The organism is Janthinobacterium sp. BJB426 (genome assembly GCF_002735705.1).
GTDB lineage: Bacteria > Pseudomonadota > Gammaproteobacteria > Burkholderiales > Burkholderiaceae_D > Janthinobacterium.
Map to the genome: position 1 here is coordinate 194439 of NZ_PDZL01000010.1, position 19221 is coordinate 213659.

Below are 19221 nucleotides of genomic sequence, written 5' to 3' on the forward strand. Positions count from 1 at the left end.
GGCCGGGCGGCGTCCGCAGGACACGCCCGGTTGCCACGCTACACCGTCTGCGCGCCGCGCGCACTGTCTCCTCATCAAGAAGTCTCCCATGCACAACCTCCCCACCACCTTGCCGGACTGGCTCGCCATGCTGGAAACCCGCCATTCGGAAACCCAGATCAACATGGGCCTGGACCGCGTGCAAGCCGTCAAGGCGCGCATGCAACTGGCTTTTACCTGCCCCGTGATCATGGTGGCGGGCACGAATGGCAAGGGTTCCACCTGCGCCATGCTGGAATCCGTGCTGTTGCGTGCCGGCTACAAAGTGGGGCTGTACATCAAACCGCACTTTCTCGATTTTAACGAGCGCGCCCGTGTGTTGGGCGAGATGGCCAGCGACGAACAACTCGTCGCCAGCTTCAACTCTGTTGAAGCCGTGCGTGGCGACACGCCGCTGACGTATTTCGAATTCACCACCCTGGCGATTTTGCACCTGCTGTCGCAGGCCAAGCTGGACGTGGCCATCCTGGAAGTGGGCCTGGGCGGGCGTCTGGACGCGGTCAACGTGATCGACGCCGACGTGGCCATCGTCACCAGCGTCGATATCGACCACACGGATTACCTGGGCGACACGCGCGAAGCGATCGGCTTTGAAAAGGCCGGTATCTTCCGTCCGGGCAAGGCGGCCATCTGCAGCGACCCCGTGCCGCCGCAGTCGCTGATCGACCATGCGACCGCCATCGGCGCCGACCTGTGGCTGATGGGCCGCGATTTCAATTATTCGGGCGACAAGCAGCAGTGGAACTACGGCGGGCGCGAGCAGCGCCGCAATTCGCTGGCTTACCCGAGCTTGCGCGGCGCCAACCAGATCCTGAATGCGACGGCCGTGCTGGCCGCGCTGGAAGTGCTGAAGCTGAAACTGCCCGTGGGTGCGCAGGAAGTGCGCACGGGCCTGGTGACGGTGGAACTGCCGGGCCGCTTCCAGGTCTTGCCTGGCCGACCCAGCGTGATCCTCGACGTGGCGCACAACCCCCACGCGGCCTCGGCGCTGAACCAGAACCTGGGCAATATGGGTTTCCACCCGTACACCTATGCCGTGTTCGGCTCCATGCTGGACAAGGATATCGATGGCGTATTGGCCGCGATGAGCGAACATGTCGACCACTGGTGCCTGACGGGCCTGCCTTCGCCGCGCGCGGCCACGGCTTCCGAGCTGGCCGCCAAGGTACAGATCATGCTGGAAGACAAGCCTGACAGCAGCGAACATACTGTGTCTATTTTCGATGATCCGGCACAAGCTTTTGCAAATGCAATGAGCCGGGCCGGTGAGAATGATAGAATTGTGGTCTTTGGTTCTTTCCTCACCGTTGCCGGCGTGATGAAGGCCCGAAAATCCTCACTTCACTGAAACGCACTCGACTGAAAATCACGCATGGGCTTGTTCTCGAAACTGTTTAAAAACAAGCAAGAATCCTCTGGCGAAGACAGCGGCTTTTATGTCCCTGGCGAAGCACAGTCGCCGACCCGCAAGCGCGCAGCCAACACCTCCGGTGGTGGCGGATCGCGCCGTGGCGGCAAGGAAGCGCCGGATCCGGTCTTGCCTGAAAAAAAACGCGCACGCCGCCGCCTGGTCGGGGCCATTGCCCTGGCCCTGGGCGTGGCTGTCGGCTTGCCGATGCTGCTCGATTCCGAGCCGAAGGCGCCCTTCAACGATATCGCCATCGACATTCCGTCGAAGGAAAAGGCTGTGGCGCCTGCGCCGGCGCCCGTGCCTGCTGTTCCGGCCCAGGCCGCATCGAATGGTCTGGACCAGTCCGAGGAAATTGTCGACGCGCCGCTGCCGCCTGCGGCCAAGCCGACGCCGACGCCAGCACCCGTGCTGGCCGCCGCCCAGCCTGCACCGGTCAAACCTGCCTATGTGGAACCGAAGCCCGAGCCAAAACCTGTCAAGGTGGAATCGAAACCGGAACCGAAGCACGAACCCAAGCCGGAGCCGAAACACGAACCCAAGCCCGAACCCAAGCATGAAGTAAAACCGGAAACCAAGCCCGAGACTAAGCCCGCCAAGCCGGCGCAATCGGCCGACGATGCCGCGCGCGCGCTGGCTATCCTGGAAGGCAAGCCGCAAGAGAAGGTGCAAGACAAGGCGCACGACGCCGGCAACGGCAAGTTCGTGGTGCAGGTGGCGGCCTTGGCGACGCAGGACAAGGTCGATGAATTGCAGGACAAGCTGCGCGAAGCGGGCATCAAGTCGTACACGCAGAAAGTCTCCAGCCCGGCGGGCGAGCGCATCCGTGTAAGAGTTGGCCCGTTCGGCAGTCGCGAAGATGCCGAAAAGACCCGCGCCAAGCTGCAGAAGCTGGGCCTGGGCGGCAGCCTGGTACCGGCGTGATGTTGCAAGGCTGAACGCGCGTGACGATCTTCGATTACCTGGTGCTGTTCGTGCTGGTGACGTCCGTGCTGATCAGCATGATGCGCGGCCTGGTCAAGGAAATACTGTCATTGGTCAGCTGGATCGTGGCTTTCGTCATTGCCAACGCCTATGGCGCTACCCTGGCGAAATTCCTGCCGGAAGCCGTGCCGGGCGAGGCCATCCGCCTGCTGCTGGCCTTCGTGGTGCTGTTCATCGGTGTGCGCATTTTGATGGGATTGCTGTCCATGACGGTCGACGCGCTGGTCAAGGTGACGGGCCTGAGCCTGGCCGACCGCACCCTGGGGAGCCTGTTCGGCGTGGCGCGGGGCCTTGTGATCGTGCTGACCGCCGTCATCTTGTGTGGCATGACGTCCATACCGCAGCAGCCCTTCTGGAAAAACGCGCAGCTCAGCCCGCTCGCGGAGCAGGGCGCGCGCGCCATCAAGCCTTATCTGCCTGCCGCTTACGCGCAGCATGTGAAATTTTGAATTTTGAATTTTTTTAAAATCAGTAGCACAGTTTAGGAGCACACCATGTGTGGCATCGTCGGCGTCGTTTCCCATCAACCTGTCAATCAATTGCTCTATGATGCATTGTTGCTCCTGCAACATCGCGGTCAGGACGCGGCAGGGATTGCGACCAATCACAGCAGTATGTTTTCCATGCACAAAGCCAATGGCCTCGTGCGTGACGTCTTCCGTACGCGCAACATGCGTTCGCTGCAAGGCACGACGGGCATCGGCCATTGCCGCTACCCGACAGCCGGTTCGTCGAGCGAAGAGGAAGCACAACCGTTCTATGTGAATGCGCCGTTCGGCATCACCCTGGCGCACAATGGCAACCTGACCAACTGGGAACAGTTGAAGCTGGAAATGTTCAAGAACGACCGCCGCCACATCAACACCGATTCCGATTCGGAAGTGCTGCTCAACGTGCTGGCGCATGAAATCCAGGAAGCGACGACGGGTCTGAACCTCGATCCGGAAGCCATCTTCAAGGCCGTTACCGTGCTGAACCGCCGCGTCAAGGGTGGCTACGCTGCGGTCGCGCAAATCGCCGGCGTGGGCTTGCTGGCCTTCCGCGACCCGCACGGCATCCGTCCGCTGTGCCTGGGCATCAATGAAACGGAGCAAGGTCCTGAATACCTGATCGCTTCCGAATCCGTGGCACTGGAAGGCATGGGCTTCCGCTTCGTGCGCGACATCGGTCCCGGCGAAGCCGTGTTTATCGATGCCGATAAGAAATTGCACAGCGCTCAATGCGCCGACAATGCCAGCCTGAACCCGTGCGTGTTCGAATTCGTCTACCTGGCCCGTCCCGACTCCGTCATCGACGGCGCCTCCGTGTACGCCACGCGTCTGAAAATGGGCGAGTACCTGGCCGAGAAGATCCGTGCCGAATTGCCAGGCGTGCATATCGACGTGGTCATGCCGATTCCCGATTCCTCGCGTCCGGCCGCCATCCAGCTGGCCATGGCGCTGAACATCGAGTACCGCGAAGGCTTCATCAAGAACCGCTACATCGGCCGCACCTTCATCATGCCGGGCCAGGCGGCGCGCAAGAAATCCGTGCGTCAGAAGCTCAACGCCATCCCGTCCGAATTCAAGGACAAGGTCGTGCTGCTGGTCGACGATTCCATCGTGCGCGGTACCACCAGCCGTGAAATCGTGCAGATGGCGCGCGAAGCGGGCGCGACGAAGGTCATCTTCGCCTCGGCCGCGCCACCGGTGATTTACCCGAACGTGTACGGCATCGACATGCCGACGCGCGACGAACTGATCGCCTATGGCCGCACGACGGAAGAAGTGTGCCGCGAAATCACGGCCGACTACCTGGTCTACCAGGATATCGGCGCGCTGAAGCAGGCGATCGCCGACGTCAATCCGGCCCTGACCAACTTCGAAGCATCGTGCTTCGATGGCGTGTACGTGACGGGCGACGTGTCGCAGGAATACCTGGACCGCCTGGAGTATGCACGCCACCATCCGAAGGCGGCAGCGCCCGAAGATACGCCGCGTTCCCAGCTGAACCTGAACCTGGCGACGACAGAAGCATAAGTACCTGCCCGGCCGATGCCGGGCTTTTTTTTCTTTGCGATCATGAACGATAAAAAAAACTACGGCTTTACCACCACCATCCTGCATAACGACCGCCGCAAGGGTATCGAGCACGGCTCCCTGCACAAGCCCGTGCACACTTCCGTTGCCTTTGGTTACGCCGATGCGCGCCAGCTCGCTTCCGTGTTCCAGGGCAAGGAGCCGGGTTTCCGCTACGGCCGCCAGGGCAATCCGACCGTCTCCGCGCTGGAAGACAAGGTCAACAAGATGGAAGACGGCGTGGCGACCCTGTGCTTCGCCACCGGCATGGGCGCCATCGGCGCCGTGGTGCAATCCTTGCTGCGCGCCGGTGATCACGTTGTGTCGTCGGCCTTTTTGTTTGGCAACACCAACAGCCTGTGGCAAACGGTGACGGGGCAGGGCATCGCCGTGTCCTTCGTCGACGCCACCGACGTGGCCAACGTGGCGGCCGCCATCACGCCGGCCACGCGCATCGTGTTTGTCGAAACCATCGCCAATCCGCGCACGCAGATCGCCGACCTGGCAAAAATCGGTGACTTGTGCCGCGAGAAGGGTATTTTGTACATCGTCGACAACACCATGACGACGCCATACCTGTTCCGTCCGAAAGCGGTGGGCGCGGGCTTGGTCGTCAATGCGCTGACGAAATCGATTGGCGGTCACGGCAATGCGCTGGGCGGCAGCTTGACGGACACGGGCGTGTTCGACTGGACGCGGTATCCGAACATCTTTGAGAATTATAAAAAGGCGGCACCGGCACAATGGGGCATTGCGCAAATCCGCGCGAAGGCCTTGCGCGATTTCGGCGCCTCGCTGGGCCCGGAAGCGGCGCACCACATCGCCGTCGGCGCGGAAACCATGGCCTTGCGCATGGATCGCACCTGCTCGAACGCCCAGGCGCTGGCCACCATGCTTGCCGCCGATCCGCGCGTAGCGGCCGTGCATTACCCGGGCTTGGCGTCGCACCCGCAGCACGCGCTGGCGACGGATTTGTTCCGCAGCTATGGCTCGCTGTTCAGCTTTGAGCTGAAAGACGGCATCGACTGCTTCGATTTCCTCAATCGTCTCAATCTTGCTATTCCAGCGAGCAACCTCGGCGACACGCGCACCTTGGTGATTCCCGTTGCCCATACGATTTTCTACGAGATGGGCGCCGAGCGCCGCGCCAGCATGGGCATCGCCGAATCGCTGATACGCGTGTCGGTGGGTATCGAAGACGAGGTCGATCTGCTGAGTGACTTCAAGCAAGCATTGAAAGAAGAATAAGGTTTCACTTTTCCGAGAAAGAGATTACATTTAAGTGTAATTAAAGCATATGTGTCTATTTCTTAATTGGAGAGTGAGAATGAAAAAAATTGTATTGAGTGTTCTTTTATTGTTTTCTTGCGCTGCATATGCTGATGACCTGACGGATGCGAATAAATTCCTGCAATCCAAGGCTTATCCGCAAGCCTTGGATTTGTACAAGAAGCTGGCTCAGGCTGGGAATGCCGAGGCTCAATTTCATTTGGGTGAGATGTATCTGTATGGCGAAGGGGTGGGCGTTGATGCCGCGCAAGCCGGACAATGGTTTGGGCAGGCATCCAAGGCGGGCAACAAGAATGCCGAAGCCGCGCTTGCCCTTATGGCTAACCGTGTCGCGCGAAAAGGTGACATTGATTACTATGTCAACGCATATGCTGGCGAGGATGTTGCCTTGAGTAAGAGCAAGTGCGTTACCCCGGTGATCCCTGCATTCTCCAAAACCAAGCGTCAGATCAGGGATGTAGCCGATAGTGTTGATGCCTGGATGACGTGCTATAACAACTTTGTCAGTAACCTGAATGCTTCTTTACCGCCTGGAAAAGCCATTCCTTCTGCTATTGAATCGTTGATGAATGAGCAGGAATTTGAAAAGGCCAAGCTGCGCATGGATGCAGCCTATGCGAGGGTGAGTGCCGAAGGGCGTGAGCTGGCAAAAAATATCTTGGCGCAGCGTGATGAGTGGCACGCCAAAACAGAGGCGTATCTCTTGGCGGAGAATAAAAAAATTCAGACAGAAAATGAAATGAGTGAACTGAATCGCTCACGTACCGCGAACACGCCGCAATGGGTGACCAGTCCTTTGCCAAGCAAGTAAGACAGTCTTGCCGATGTGCTCAATAGGATGGGAATTAAGCGCTCGCAGGTATGATGCAAGCGCTTTCCCTCTTAATGCCAGCTGCGCATCAGTCCGACGGCCAAACCTTCCAATGCAAACTCGTCTTCCGGTGATACGGTAATCACCTTGAAGTCGGGGTTTTCCGGCAGCAGTTCGATGACGGAACCCGTCTTCTTGTAGCGTTTGACGGTGACTTCGTCGCCGATGCGGGCGACGACGATCTGGCCATTCTTGGCGCTGTCGACCTTCTTGACGGCCAATAAATCGCCATCCATGATGCCGGCGTCGCGCATGGACCAGCCGCGCACCTTCAGCAGGAAGTCGGGTTTGGCCGAGAACAGGGCCGGATCGACGTTGTAGCTCGCTTCCAGGTTTTCCTGCGCCAGGATGGGCGAACCGGCCGCCACCCGGCCGATCAGCGGCAGCGACATCAGCAGCGCTGCCGGCACTTTCGATGGCGCCGCTTCAGCGGCGGCGCCGATCAGGCGGATGCCGCGCGAGGTGCCGGGCGAAATCTCGATCGCGCCCTTGCGGGCCAGGGCCTGCAAATGCTCTTCGGCCGCGTTGGCCGATTTGAAACCCAGTTCATTGGCGATTTCGGCACGGGTGGGAGGAAAGCCCGTGTTTTCAATCGCGTCCTTGATCAGGTTCAGGATTTGTTCTTGTCGTGCTGTCAGCTTGATCATGAGCGGTGGGTGCATACTAAAATGCTGTCTATATGAACAGTCTGTATTTTTGTACAGTATCGCCCACTATGCAAGGGGATTTCCGTGTTTTCGGCGAATTTCGCAAGAAATAGTCGGCTATGGGCGGAAAGCACGCTGGCGCACGGTCTTTTCGGGCGCGGGTGGAAGGAATGATTGAAACGTTTGCAAAAGGCGGTTATAATCTTCGGCTGACCTTCCCACACCCGTCTTGACGCCGGGGTGGGCGATTATCAATCCGACCTGAAGGAGTTTGCATGCGTCATTATGAAATAGTCTTTATCGTCCATCCGGACCAAAGCGAGCAAGTGCCCGCGATGATCGAACGCTACAAAGCCAGCGTAACCACCCGCGGCGGTTCGGTTCACCGCGTGGAAGATTGGGGCCGCCGTCAAATGGCTTACTCGATCCAAAAGCTGCCTAAAGCACACTACATCTGCCTGAACATCGAATGCGACAACGAGACCCTGGTCGAGTTGGAAACAGCATTCAAATTCAATGATGCCGTGTTGCGTCACCTGACCGTTAAAATGAAGAAAGCTGAAACAGCTCCTTCGCCGATGATGAAATCGGTACAACGCGAAGACGCGGCCAAAAGCCACCGCACCGAAGCACCAGCAGCCGCTCCAGCCGCAGCAGCAGCAGCTTAATTCTTGACCAGGATCGTGCGCTGAACCAGCTACAAGTCACCGCCATCATTGCCGAGCGCGAAATATTGCGCTATACCCCGGCAGGGCTGCCGATTGTGAATGCAGTATTGCAACACAGTTCGCAGCAGATGGAAGCAGGGATTGCCCGTTTGACCGAGTTTGATGTTGCCGCGCTAGCCGCTGGCGAAATCTCAGGCCGGTTCAGTCAGGCAAGCTTGGGCGGGGTATATCAGTTCACGGGTTTCCTGGCCAGGAAGAGCCGCAACAGCAAGAGTTTGGTGTTTCACATCATTGATTTTAGTGCAGTCAATTTTGACTAGCGCATTTTAGATACAGGAGCCTGACATGGCATTCGGTAAAAAGTTCGACAAAAATAAGCTCAAGCTTAAAGAAAAACGCAAACAGCAAAACCCGTTGTTCAAACGCAAGAAGTTCTGCCGCTTCACCGCAGCTCACGTTGAGCAAGTCGACTACAAAGACGTCGACACGCTGAAAGACTTCGTCCAAGAAAACGGCAAGATCATGCCAGCACGCCTGACCGGTACCAAAGCGCACTACCAGCGCCAAGTTGACACCGCAATCAAGCGCGCTCGCTTCCTCGCGCTGCTGCCATACACCGATCTGCACCACGCTTAATCGGTCAGATATTCCTGGAGAAGAACTATGCAAATCATTCTGTTAGAAAAAGTTGTTAACGTCGGTAACCTCGGCGAAGTCGTCAAAGTCAAAGACGGTTACGCACGTAACTTCCTGATCCCGCAACGCCTGGCACGTCGTGCTACGGCAACCGCTGTGGCTGAATTCGAAGTCAAGCGCGCCGAACTGGAAAAAGCTGCTGCTGCCAAACTGGCCGCATCGCAAGCCCAGGGCGAAAAACTGAGCGGTCTGACCGTTCAAGTTGCTCAAAAAGCTGGTGTTGATGGCCGTCTGTTCGGTTCCGTCACCAACTTCGACATCGCTGAAGCGCTGACCAAGCAAGGTTTTGCTGTTGAAAAAGCACAAATCCGCATGCCTACCGGCCCGCTGAAGATCGTTGGCGAGCACAACGTTTCGGTTGCTCTGCACACCGACGTGGTTGTGGAAGTTGTTATCGCTGTCGTTCCAGACGCGAACGCGTAATCGTCTGCGGGCCTGGCCCGCAGGCATTGCCGCACTATGAAAAGCCGGGTTCGCCCGGCTTTTTTGTGGCCTTTTTTTCGCTCAATTTCAGCCCTTTATTTTTGCCAGCACGCCGAAGCGGGTATAATTCGCGCCATGAACGCCCCCTCTGATCCGCAACTGGATTCCCTCCGTATTCCGCCGCATTCGATCGAAGCAGAACAATCCGTTATCGGTGGTCTGCTGCGCGACAATGCCGCATATGACCGCATCGCCGACTTCATGCATGCGGAGGATTTCTATCGCTATGACCATCGCATCATCTTCGAGCAAATCGTCAAGATGGTTAACGCTTCCAAGCCCGCCGATGTCATTACTGTTTTTGAAACCCTGACCCAGCTCGGCAAGGCCGATGATGTGGGCGGACTCGCTTACCTGAACGCCATGGCGCAAAACACGCCATCGGCCGCGAACATCCGGCGTTACGCCGAGATCGTGCGCGACCGCGGCGTGCTGCGCAAACTCATCACCGTCGCCGACGATATCTCCGGCACGGCCTTCAGCCCGCAAGGCAAGGAAGTCAAGCAAATGCTTGACGAGGCCGAATCGAAGATTTTTGCCATCGCGGAAGAAGGCGCGCGCGGCGCCCAGGGCTGGACCGCCATCCAGCCCCTGCTGACGCAGGTGGTCGAGCGCATCGACGAGCTGTACAGCCGCGACAACCAGAGTGAAATCACGGGCGTGCCCACCGGTTTCATCGATCTCGACCGCATGACCTCCGGTCTGCAGCCGGGCGATCTGGTGATCGTGGCGGGCCGTCCGTCGATGGGCAAGACGGCGTTTTCCGTCAACATCGGCGAAAACGTGGCCATCGACAGCGGCTTGCCCGTGGCCGTGTTCTCGATGGAGATGGGTGGCGCCCAGCTGGCCATGCGTATGCTCGGCTCCGTCGGACAGCTCGACCAGCACCGCCTGCGCACGGGCCGCCTGAACGACGAAGACTGGCCGCGCCTGACGAATGCGATCCAGAAGATGAACGACGCGCAGTTGTACATCGATGAAACGCCGGCGCTCAATTCCATCGAATTGCGCGCCCGCTCGCGCCGCCTGTCGCGTCAATGCGGCAAGCTGGGCCTGATCATCGTCGATTACTTGCAGCTGATGTCGGCCAATACGCCAGGCGACAACCGCGCCACGGAGATTTCCGAGATTTCACGGGGCTTGAAAGGCCTGGCGAAAGAACTCGGTTGCCCCGTGATCGCGCTGTCCCAGCTGAACCGCTCGCTGGAGCAACGCCCGAACAAACGCCCCGTCATGTCCGACTTGCGCGAATCGGGCGCTATTGAGCAGGATGCCGACGTGATCCTGTTCATTTACCGTGACGAGGTGTATAACCCCGACTCGCCAGACAAGGGAACGGCCGAAATCATCATCGGTAAACAACGTAACGGTCCAATCGGCAGCATCCGCCTTACCTTCATGGGGCAGTACACCAAATTTGGCAATTACAGTGGTGGCCTGGCGCTTTACCAAGGCGACTAAGACTCAGCAGCACTGGCAATTCCATCGGCCGCCCCCGATAACGGGGCGGCTTTCTGTAGTAAATAACACGACTCAATGCTTAACGGAGAATGACATGTTTGGACGCTTGATGCCCACTGAGGGCAAGTTTTTTGAATTGTTTAACCAGCACGCGGAACTGTGCGTCAAGGGCGCCAAAGAGATGCTCGGCCTGATGACCAATTTCGACGACCTGGAAAACCGCGTGCATGCGATCGAAAGCATCGAGAAACAGGCGGACAAAGTCACCTACGCCACCGTGGAAATGCTGCACAAGACCTTCATCACGCCGATCGACCGCGACGACATCCATCAGCTGATCACGCGTCAGGACGACATCCTCGACCTGCTGGAAGATGCGGCGCAAACCGTCTCGCTGTACGACCTGAAAGCCGTCACGCCGGAAGCCAAGCGCCTGGCCGAACTGGTGCTGGCCTGTACCGAAAAAGTGCGCGACGCCGTCGCCATGCTGCACAACATGGACAACTCGCGCAAGATCGTCGCCATCTGCGAAGAGATTGACCGCCTGGAATCGGACGCCGACCACGTGATGCGCGCCGCCATGTCCAAGCTGTTCCGCGACGAACCGGACGTGCGCAACCTGATCAAGTTGAAAGCGATCTACGAAATTCTGGAAACCGTGACCGACCGTTGCGAAGATGTGTCCAATATTATCGAAGGCATCATCGTCGAAAACGCGTAAGCGTTGGGCCTGTCCTGAACCAGAATCAGAAAAGAAACTACAATGACCATACAAATCAGCATCTACGTGCTAGGCCTGTTGATCGTCCTCGCGCTGCTGTTTGACTTCATGAACGGCTTCCACGATGCCGCCAACGCGATCGCCACGGTGGTCTCGACGGGCGTATTGAAACCGCAGACCGCGGTTGCCATGGCCGCCACGTTCAACTTCGTCGCCATCTTCGTGTTCCACCAGCTGACCGTGGCCGCCACGGTGGGCAAAGGAACCATCGATCCGGCTGTGATCGACCAGTACGTGATCTTCGGCGCGCTGATGGGCGCCATCTTCTGGAATTTGTTTACCTGGTACTACGGCATTCCCTCGTCGTCCTCGCACGCGCTGATCGGCGGCTTGGTAGGCGCCGCTGTCGCCAAGTCCGGCACGGGCGCGCTGGTCGCGGCCGGCCTGTGGAAAACCGTGGCCTTCATCGTCATCGCACCGGTACTGGGCTTTGTCTTCGGCTCGATCATGATGCTGCTGGTGTCGTGGATATTCGTGCGTTCGACGCCGCGCAAGGTCGACAAGTGGTTCCGCCGTTTGCAACTGGTCTCGGCCGCTGCTTACAGCCTGGGCCACGGCGGCAACGATGCGCAAAAAACCATCGGCATCATCTGGATGCTGCTGATCGCCGCCGGCTACTCGAGCGCGGCCGATGCCATGCCGCCGATGTGGGTCATCATTTCGTGCTACACGGCCATCAGCTTCGGTACCCTGTTCGGTGGCTGGCGCATCGTCAAGACCATGGGCCAGAAGATCACCAAGCTCAAACCGGTGGGCGGCTTCTGCGCCGAAACGGGCGGCGCGATCACCCTGTTCGTCTCGACGGCGCTGGGCATTCCCGTGTCGACCACGCACACCATCACGGGCGCCATCGTCGGCGTCGGCTCGTCGCAAAAAATGTCGGCCGTGCGTTGGGGCGTGGCGGGCAATATCGTCTGGGCCTGGATCTTCACGATTCCTGCTTCCGCTTTCGTGGCAGCAGTCGCGTGGTGGATTGGCCACCACATCATGTGATGGATAGCCAACGCCAGTAAAAAGGGAGCCTTGCGGCTCCCTTTTTTTATGCACCGGCCAGTTCCACCGTCAGTCCCTCGTAGGCAAGGAACACCTGCAGTCCGGCCAGGCGGCTCGCATAGCGGCCCATTACGTCGGCAAACACGGCTTCGAGCTGCTCGTCGCTGCGGGTCGGTTCGTGGTGGGTGCAGTACAGGCGCCGCGCGCCGCAGCGCAGGGCCAGGTCGAAGGCGGCGTCGAAGGTGCCGTGGCCCCAGCCCTGCTTGCCCGGGTATTCCTCGCGCGTGTACGAGCAATCCATGATCAGAGCATCGACGCCGGCGACGACCGCATCGATGCCGGCCTGGCGCTGCGCATTGCGCGCCGCGCAGGCCGCATGCTCGGCGTGGCCGGGCGGATGCAGGTTGTAGAACGGTTCATGGTCGCCGCTGAAAAACAGCGCGGTGCCGCCGCAGTCGATGCGGTAGCCGAGGTTGACGACCGGGTGGTTCATTTCCGCGCCGCACACGCGCGCGCCGCCCACTTCGACGGCTTCGCCTGGCGCCAGGGTGCGGTACTCGATGCTGGCCGCCATGGCCGCTTCGCTGACGGGGAAATAGCTGCTTTGCAGCTGCACCGCCATCACGTGTTCGATGCCGCGTCCGGCGGCCGCATCGTGGGCGCCGTGCAGGCGCATGCGGTTGCCGGCCACGAACAGCGGCGAAAACATGGGCAGGCCGTGGATGTGGTCCCAGTGGCTGTGCGTGATGAAGACGTGCGCGTCGACGGGCTCGCCCGGCGGCAGTTGCTGTGCCAGCGAAAAGATGCCGCTGCCCGCATCGAGGATGATCAGGCTATCGTTGTCGGTGCGTACTTCGATGCACGTGGTGTTGCCGCCATAGCGCGCCGTGCGCGGGCCGGGAGAGGGGATGGAGCCGCGCACGCCCCTGAACGTGAATTTCATTCAGTACCTTGTTACGGTGTAATTATTGTTGATTCTATTCTAATTAATAAGATTGGCGGCAACATTTATGCGTGTTGCGATACGGCAAGTTATTTCATTTTGTTGTAACTAAGTAATGTACAGTGCGCAGGGGGGCCGTTACACTGGCGCTTGCCGACTTCCCCTTTTTTGCTTGCCCATTACCTGATTGCCGCCAACATGCCTCAGTTGCACCCTGAGAAAATCGCCCACAGACTGGAGCAATTGACCGAACTCAGTGTCGCGCTCGGCCATGGCCTGGGCGGCGAGGGACACGATATCGGCGCCCTGTTGCAGCGCATCGTGCTGCTGGCAAAAAGCATGAGCGGCGCCGATGGCGCGACCCTGTACCGGCCCGTGGCCGAGGGCCGTCAGCTGGCGTTCGACATCAGCGTCAACGACAGCCTGGGCATCGCGCAGGGCGCCGACATGGGCTTGCCGGGCGTGCCCCTTTTCGACGCTGCCGGCCAGCCGAACCTGGCATCGGTGGCCGCGTATGCGGCGAACCTGCGCCGCAGCGTGAATATCGCCGACGTCTACCGCGACGAGGGCTTCAATTTTTCCGGCATGCGCGAGTTTGACCGCCACCACGGCTACCACACGCAATCGATCCTGACGGTGCCCATGAGCGACCACGAGGGCGACCTGATCGGCGTGCTGCAACTGGTCAATGCCAAGGATGGCGAGACGGGCCAGGTGCGCGCCTTTTCCTCGACCGACCAGCGCTTCATCGAGGCGCTGGCCGCGCAGGCGGGCGTGGCGCTGACGAATCAATTGCTCATTTCGCAGCTGGAAGAGCTGCTCGAGTCCCTGGTCACCCTGATCAATATCGGCATCGATGAAAAGTCGCCCTACACGGGACGGCACTGCCAGTTCGTGCCCGAGCTGACGATGCTGCTGGCCGACGCCGCGCATGCGACGGACAGCGGACCGCTGGCCGATTTCCGGCTCAGCGACAACGAGCGCAAGCAGCTGTGGCTGGCCGGGCTGCTGCACGATTGCGGCAAGATCACCACGCCCGTGCACGTGGTCGATAAGGCCACCAAGCTGGAAACGATCTTTGACCGCATCGCCCTGATCGATACGCGCTACGAAGTGCTGCTGCGCGACGCCGAGATTGCGGCCTTGCGCCAGCAGGCGGCGCAGCCGCAGCAAACAGACGCTATCACCCGCGCGCTGGAACAGGAGCAAACGGCGCTGCGCGAAGAGCGCGACTTCATCCGCACGGTGAACGTCGGCGGCGAAAGCATGGCGCAGGCGGACCAGGAAAGAGTGCGGCAGATCGCCAGGCGCCGCTGGCGCGCGGCCGACGGCGAGCTGCGCGATTTCCTCGACGCCGACGAGACGGAAAACCTGACCATCCGCGCCGGTACCCTGACGGCTGCCGAGCGGGCCATCGTCAACAACCATATCAGCGTGTCGATCCGCATGCTCGAGGCGCTGCCGTGGCCCAAGCACCTGCAAAAGGTGCCGGAATATGCGGGCGGCCACCACGAGCGCATGGATGGCAAGGGCTATCCGCGCGGGCTGACGAAAGAGCAGATGTCGGTGCCGGCGCGGCTGATGGCCATCGCCGACATTTTCGAGGCGCTGACGGCGCGCGACCGGCCGTACAAGAAGGGCAAGTCGCTGTCGGAATCGCTGCGCATCCTCGGCAATTTCAGCCTGAACGGGCATATCGACCCGGAGCTGTTCGACGTTTTCATCCGCAGCAAAGTCTATCTGACCTTCGCTGAAAAGCACATGCATCCGAGCCAGATCGATGCCGTCGACGAGGCGGCCATTCCGGGCTATACCCCTTGAAGCTGTCGCCGGCCTGGCGCAAGCACGGGGCGCGCTGCTTGCTGGGCGTGCTCCTGAGCGTGGGCGCGGCCGTCCTGTGCCTGGCCGGGAATGAGAATATTGCCCGCCTCGACGCCATGCTGGGCGACTGGCGCATGCGTGCCGAGACGCCGCAGCTCGACCGCCGCATCGTCATCGTCGACATCGACGAGCAAAGCCTGGCCCGAGTGGGCCGTTTTCCCTGGAGCCGCGATATCCAGGCGCGCCTGGTGCGTCAGCTCACCGGCCATTACGGCGTGGCCGCACTGGGCTTTGACATTGCCTTCCCCGAAGCGGACACCAGTTCCGGCTACGCCGTGCTGCAAGGCCTGGCGCGCGGCGAACTGGCGGGCGTGGTGGGCTTGCCGGCGCAGCTGGAAAAACTGCGCCCGGCCATGGATTACGATGGCCTCTTCGCCGAAGCCATGCGCGGCCAGCCCGTGGTGCTCGGCTACAGCGTGTCGGAGCAACAAAGGAAGGGCGTGCTGCCCAAGCCCGCCTTCACCGTCGCCGACCTGAATGGCCGCACGGTGACGGCTTACGTGGCGCGCGGCTACGAAGCCAATATCGCGCCCCTGCAGGCGGCCGCGCAAGGCGCCGGCATCTTCACGGCGCTGACCGATGCCGACGGCGTCGTGCGTTCCTCGACCCTGTTGCAGCGCATCGGCGACGGCTATTACCCTTCGCTGTCGCTGGCCACCGTGGCCGTCTACCTGCAGACGCGCGCCATCGCCCCCCGTTTCACGGGCACGGCCGATACCCTGTCGGCGCGCGAACTGGCCAGCGGCGGCCTCGAACACATCATGCTGTTTACGCCGCGCGGCGCGCTGGCGATCCCCGTGGGCGAAGCCTTGACCACCACGGTGCAGTACCGCGGCGCGGGCGGCCCCGATGGCGGCGCCTTCCGCTATGTGTCGGCGTCCGACGTGCTGGCCGGCACGGTGCCGCCCGCGCTGCTGAAGGGCGCCCTCGTGCTGGTGGGCACCACGGCGCCCGGCTTGAACGATATCCGCGCCACGCCCGTGAATGCCGAATATCCGGGGGTGGAGGTGCACGCCAACCTGATCAAGTCCATGCTCGACGGGCGCTTCAAGGCGCGGCCCGACTATGCGCTGGCATTGGAACTGGTGCAGATCGTGCTGTTTGGCCTGCTGCTTGCGGGCGCCCTGGCCGTGCTGCCGCCGGCCGGCGTGATGCTGGCCACCGTGGGCGCGCTGGCGGCCGCCATCGGCATCAACCTGTACCTGTACGCCGCGCACGACCTGGTGCTGGGCGGTGCCGTGCTGCTGTTGCTGATCGCGGCGCTGTTCATCGCCAACCTGGCGTGGGGCTACTTTTTCGAGGTGCGCAAGGGACGCGCACTGGTGGCGCGCTTCGGCGAATACGTGGCGCCCGAACTGGTGGCCGAGATGGCCGACGATCCGCAGCGCTACACGATGGAGGGCGAGAACCGCGAACTGACGGTGCTATTTGCCGACGTGCGCGGTTTCACGGCCATTTCCGAGCAGCTGGCGCCGGCCGCGCTGCGCGAATACATCAATACCTACCTGACGGCGATGTCGGAAGATATCCGTGACAGCCATGGCGGCACCCTGGACAAATACATCGGCGACGCCGTGATGGCGTTCTGGGGCGCGCCCGTCGCCTTTGGCGATCACGCCAGCCGTGCCGTGGCCAGCGCCCTGCTGATGCAGGGCAGCGCGGCGCGGCTGAATCAGCAGTTCTGCGCGCGCGGCTGGCCGGTGCTGCGCATCGGCATCGGCCTCAATACGGGACCCATGCATGTGGGCGACATGGGCTCGCGCATCCGCCGCGCCTATACGGTCATGGGCGACAGCGTCAACCTGGCCGCGCGCCTGGAAGGCGCCAGCAAGCTGTATGGCGTGGGCATCGTGGTGGGCGAGGCCACGCGCGCCGCCGCCCCGGATTTCCTGTACCGAGAACTCGATCGCATACGCGTGCTGGGCAAGCAGGAAGCGGTGGCCATCTTCGAGCCGCGCTGCCTGCTGGCCGGTGCCGCTGCCGCCGAACTGGCGCAGCTCGAGCGCTGGCACGCGGTGCTGGCCCGTCTGCGCGCGCGCGACTGGGTGGCGGCCGGCGCGCAGCTGGCCCGTTTGCAGGCGGAGTTTCCTGACGACGGCTTGTACCGGCTGTACGCGGCGCGCCTGGAGCAGTACCGCAACGCGCCACCGCCGGCCGACTGGGATGGCGTGACAGAATTGCACAGCAAGTAAGGCTGGCAGCGCGCCGGAAAATGCAAGCGATTGCGGCATTTTTATCATGCTGCGCGCACGGTTTGTTGCGCTGCGATGAAAATCTGGGAGAAATGTTAGAAATTTCTGACTGGAAACTAAAAGCCGTCTAAAATTTGTCTTCAATCCATTGCCGGACATGCAGGCGCCTGCGGGCCGCGCGCTTGTCCGGTTACACAAGAAATCCTTCACATGACATATCGTTTGGTGCACCTGCTTGCGGGTTCCGCGCTGCTGTTCGCCGTCGGCGCCGCCGGCGCTGCCGTTTCCATGGATGAAGCTGCTCCTGCCGCGCAGGAAGACGGCGTGCCGCGCTTCGAGATCCGCCGCTTCGACGTCCAGGGCAATACCCTGCTCACGTCAGCGCAGGTGCAAGCCCTGCTGGCGCCTTTTACAGGAGCGCAGCGCGATTTTTCCGACATCGCCCGTGCCGTCGAGGCGTTGGAAGCGGCTTACCGCGAGCGCGGTTACAGCGCCGTGCAGGTGCAACTGCCCGAACAGGAACTGGAGCATGGCGTGGTGCGCCTGAGCGTGCTGCAAACGCCGCTGGGCAAGCTCGCCATCAGTGGCAACGCCTACGTCGACGAGGCCAACGTGCGGCGCGCCTTGCCGTCTTTGCGCGAAGGCGAGACGCCGAACCTGCCGGCCTTGTCGCAAAGCCTGAAGCTGGCCAATGAAAACCCCGCGCGCAAGATCGAAGTGCGCCTGCAGGCCGACGAGCCGGCCGGCGCCATCGACGCCATCGTCACGGTGGCCGATGAAAAGCCGTGGAAAGCCATGCTCAACGTGGACAATACGGGCAATGCGCAAACGGGCAAGACGCACGTCGGCGTGGTGCTGCAGCATGCCAATCTGTTCGGCCTCGATCATGTAGCCAGCCTGCAATACACGAGCAGCCTGGAAAAGCCGGACAAGGTGGGCGTGTATGGCGCCGGCTACCACTTGCCGTTGTATGCGCTGGGCGACTCGATGGATTTTTTCGCCAGCTATTCGAACGTCGATTCGGGCAGCGTCTCGGCCGGCATTTTCGACCTGGCCGTCAGCGGCCAGGGCAGCATGGCCGGCATCCGCTACAACCAGAACTTTCCCCGCAGCGGCGATTTCGAGCCCAAGCTCGTGTACGGCGTCGACTACAAGGCTTACCGCAACAGCGTGCAGCTGTTCGGCATGGAGCTGGGCGCCGACGTCACCGTGCACCCGCTCAGCGTCAGCTACATAGGCAACTGGACCTTGCCCACGGGCGAGACCAGCGTGGCGGTCACGTTCGCGCACAATATCCCTGGCGGCAAGCATGGCGCGCAAGCCGATTTTGACCGGGTGCGCGCGCACGCCAAGGCGGCCTACAACACCTTGCGCCTGAGCGCCAGCTCGGGGCGCGTGCTGGCCGGCGACTGGCAATGGCGCGCGCTCGTCAATGCGCAAGTCACGCCGGATGCGCTGGTGCCGGGCGAGCAGTTCGGTGCCGGCGGCGCAGCGTCCGTGCGCGGCTTTGCCGAGCGCGAGGTATCGAACGATTCGGGCATCAACCTGAACCTGGAACTGTACACGCCGAACTGGTGCGGCCAGGCACTCGGCTACCAATGCCGCGCGCTGGCTTTCTATGACACGGCATGGCTGCGCCGCAACCATGCGCTGCCTGGCGAAAGCGCGTCGCAAGGGATCAGCAGCGGCGGCCTCGGCCTGCGTTTACTGCTGAGCCGCTATGCCAATCTGCAACTCGATTACGCCCATGTCGTCAATGGCGGCGACACGGGACAGCGGGGCGCCAACCGCCTGCATTTCCGCCTCGCCTTGGCCTACTAGCATCAG

The 19221-nt window shown here is 61.1% G+C and carries 18 protein-coding genes; 16 read left to right on the plus strand and 2 right to left on the minus strand.

Going from position 1 to position 19221, the window contains the following annotated elements; genetic code table 11:
• Positions 1-88: 88 nt before the first annotated feature.
• The 6 genes from folC (at position 89) to CSQ93_RS17655 (ending at position 6589) form a co-directional block, all read left to right on the plus strand.
• Positions 89-1387, plus strand: coding sequence for a bifunctional tetrahydrofolate synthase/dihydrofolate synthase (gene folC / locus CSQ93_RS17630; protein WP_099379150.1), 1299 nt, complete (start codon positions 89-91; stop codon positions 1385-1387).
• A 24-nt stretch (positions 1388-1411) separates the two neighbouring features.
• Positions 1412-2371 (plus strand): SPOR domain-containing protein, encoded by a 960-nt coding sequence (locus tag CSQ93_RS17635; protein ID WP_099379151.1) that lies wholly within the window; start codon positions 1412-1414, stop codon positions 2369-2371.
• Between the two features lie 20 nt (positions 2372-2391).
• The gene (locus tag CSQ93_RS17640) at positions 2392-2880 is read left to right on the plus strand and encodes a CvpA family protein (protein ID WP_077407525.1); all 489 of its coding nucleotides are present in this window, start codon (positions 2392-2394) and stop codon (positions 2878-2880) included.
• A 45-nt stretch (positions 2881-2925) separates the two neighbouring features.
• Positions 2926-4449, plus strand: coding sequence for an amidophosphoribosyltransferase (purF, locus tag CSQ93_RS17645; protein ID WP_034750508.1), 1524 nt, complete (start codon positions 2926-2928; stop codon positions 4447-4449).
• A gap of 42 nt (positions 4450-4491) precedes the next feature.
• On the plus strand, positions 4492-5736 hold the full coding sequence (locus tag CSQ93_RS17650) for a cystathionine gamma-synthase family protein (protein ID WP_099379177.1): 1245 nt from the start codon (positions 4492-4494) through the stop codon (positions 5734-5736).
• 79 nt (positions 5737-5815) lie between these two features.
• Positions 5816-6589, plus strand: a complete 774-nt coding sequence (locus CSQ93_RS17655) for a tetratricopeptide repeat protein (RefSeq protein WP_099379152.1) — start codon at positions 5816-5818, stop codon at positions 6587-6589.
• Positions 6590-6660: 71 nt separating this feature from the next.
• Here CSQ93_RS17655 and lexA read toward each other — a convergent pair whose 3' ends face one another.
• Entirely contained in the window at positions 6661-7296 is a 636-nt protein-coding gene (lexA, locus tag CSQ93_RS17660) for a transcriptional repressor LexA (RefSeq protein WP_035821024.1), read from the minus strand.
• 275 nt (positions 7297-7571) lie between these two features.
• Between lexA and rpsF the strand changes: the two genes are divergently transcribed.
• The 7 genes from rpsF to CSQ93_RS17695 all read left to right on the plus strand — a co-directional run bounded on the left by rpsF (position 7572) and on the right by CSQ93_RS17695 (position 12378).
• Entirely contained in the window at positions 7572-7964 is a 393-nt protein-coding gene (gene rpsF / locus CSQ93_RS17665; RefSeq protein ID WP_058049076.1) for a 30S ribosomal protein S6, read from the plus strand.
• A gap of 20 nt (positions 7965-7984) precedes the next feature.
• Entirely contained in the window at positions 7985-8284 is a 300-nt protein-coding gene (gene priB / locus CSQ93_RS17670) for a primosomal replication protein N (RefSeq protein ID WP_099379153.1), read from the plus strand.
• Between the two features lie 25 nt (positions 8285-8309).
• Positions 8310-8600, plus strand: coding sequence for a 30S ribosomal protein S18 (gene rpsR, locus CSQ93_RS17675; protein ID WP_010400024.1), 291 nt, complete (start codon positions 8310-8312; stop codon positions 8598-8600).
• A gap of 27 nt (positions 8601-8627) precedes the next feature.
• Positions 8628-9083: a 50S ribosomal protein L9 gene (rplI, locus tag CSQ93_RS17680; protein WP_034783456.1), complete on the plus strand. Its 456-nt coding sequence runs from the start codon at positions 8628-8630 to the stop codon at positions 9081-9083.
• Positions 9084-9218: 135 nt separating this feature from the next.
• Entirely contained in the window at positions 9219-10604 is a 1386-nt protein-coding gene (locus CSQ93_RS17685; RefSeq protein WP_034750488.1) for a replicative DNA helicase, read from the plus strand.
• Positions 10605-10698: 94 nt separating this feature from the next.
• On the plus strand, positions 10699-11325 hold the full coding sequence (locus CSQ93_RS17690) for a DUF47 domain-containing protein (RefSeq protein ID WP_010400015.1): 627 nt from the start codon (positions 10699-10701) through the stop codon (positions 11323-11325).
• 42 nt (positions 11326-11367) lie between these two features.
• Complete coding sequence (locus tag CSQ93_RS17695; protein WP_034783457.1) at positions 11368-12378, plus strand: inorganic phosphate transporter; 1011 nt, start codon at positions 11368-11370, stop codon at positions 12376-12378.
• 46 nt (positions 12379-12424) lie between these two features.
• On the opposite strand, the gene CSQ93_RS17700 is transcribed toward CSQ93_RS17695, so the two are convergent.
• Positions 12425-13321: an MBL fold metallo-hydrolase gene (locus CSQ93_RS17700; protein ID WP_099379154.1), complete on the minus strand. Its 897-nt coding sequence runs from the start codon at positions 13319-13321 to the stop codon at positions 12425-12427.
• 198 nt (positions 13322-13519) lie between these two features.
• Between CSQ93_RS17700 and CSQ93_RS17705 the strand changes: the two genes are divergently transcribed.
• The 3 genes from CSQ93_RS17705 to CSQ93_RS17715 all read left to right on the plus strand — a co-directional run bounded on the left by CSQ93_RS17705 (position 13520) and on the right by CSQ93_RS17715 (position 19215).
• A complete protein-coding gene (locus CSQ93_RS17705) occupies positions 13520-15142 on the plus strand; it encodes a GAF and HD-GYP domain-containing protein (RefSeq protein WP_099379178.1) in 1623 nt (540 codons plus the stop codon).
• Positions 15139-17394: a CHASE2 domain-containing protein gene (locus tag CSQ93_RS17710; RefSeq protein ID WP_099379155.1), complete on the plus strand. Its 2256-nt coding sequence runs from the start codon at positions 15139-15141 to the stop codon at positions 17392-17394. Before CSQ93_RS17705 ends, CSQ93_RS17710 begins: the two co-directional genes overlap by 4 nt.
• A 210-nt stretch (positions 17395-17604) precedes the next feature.
• A complete protein-coding gene (locus CSQ93_RS17715; protein WP_099379156.1) occupies positions 17605-19215 on the plus strand; it encodes a ShlB/FhaC/HecB family hemolysin secretion/activation protein in 1611 nt (536 codons plus the stop codon).
• Positions 19216-19221 lie beyond the last annotated feature (6 nt).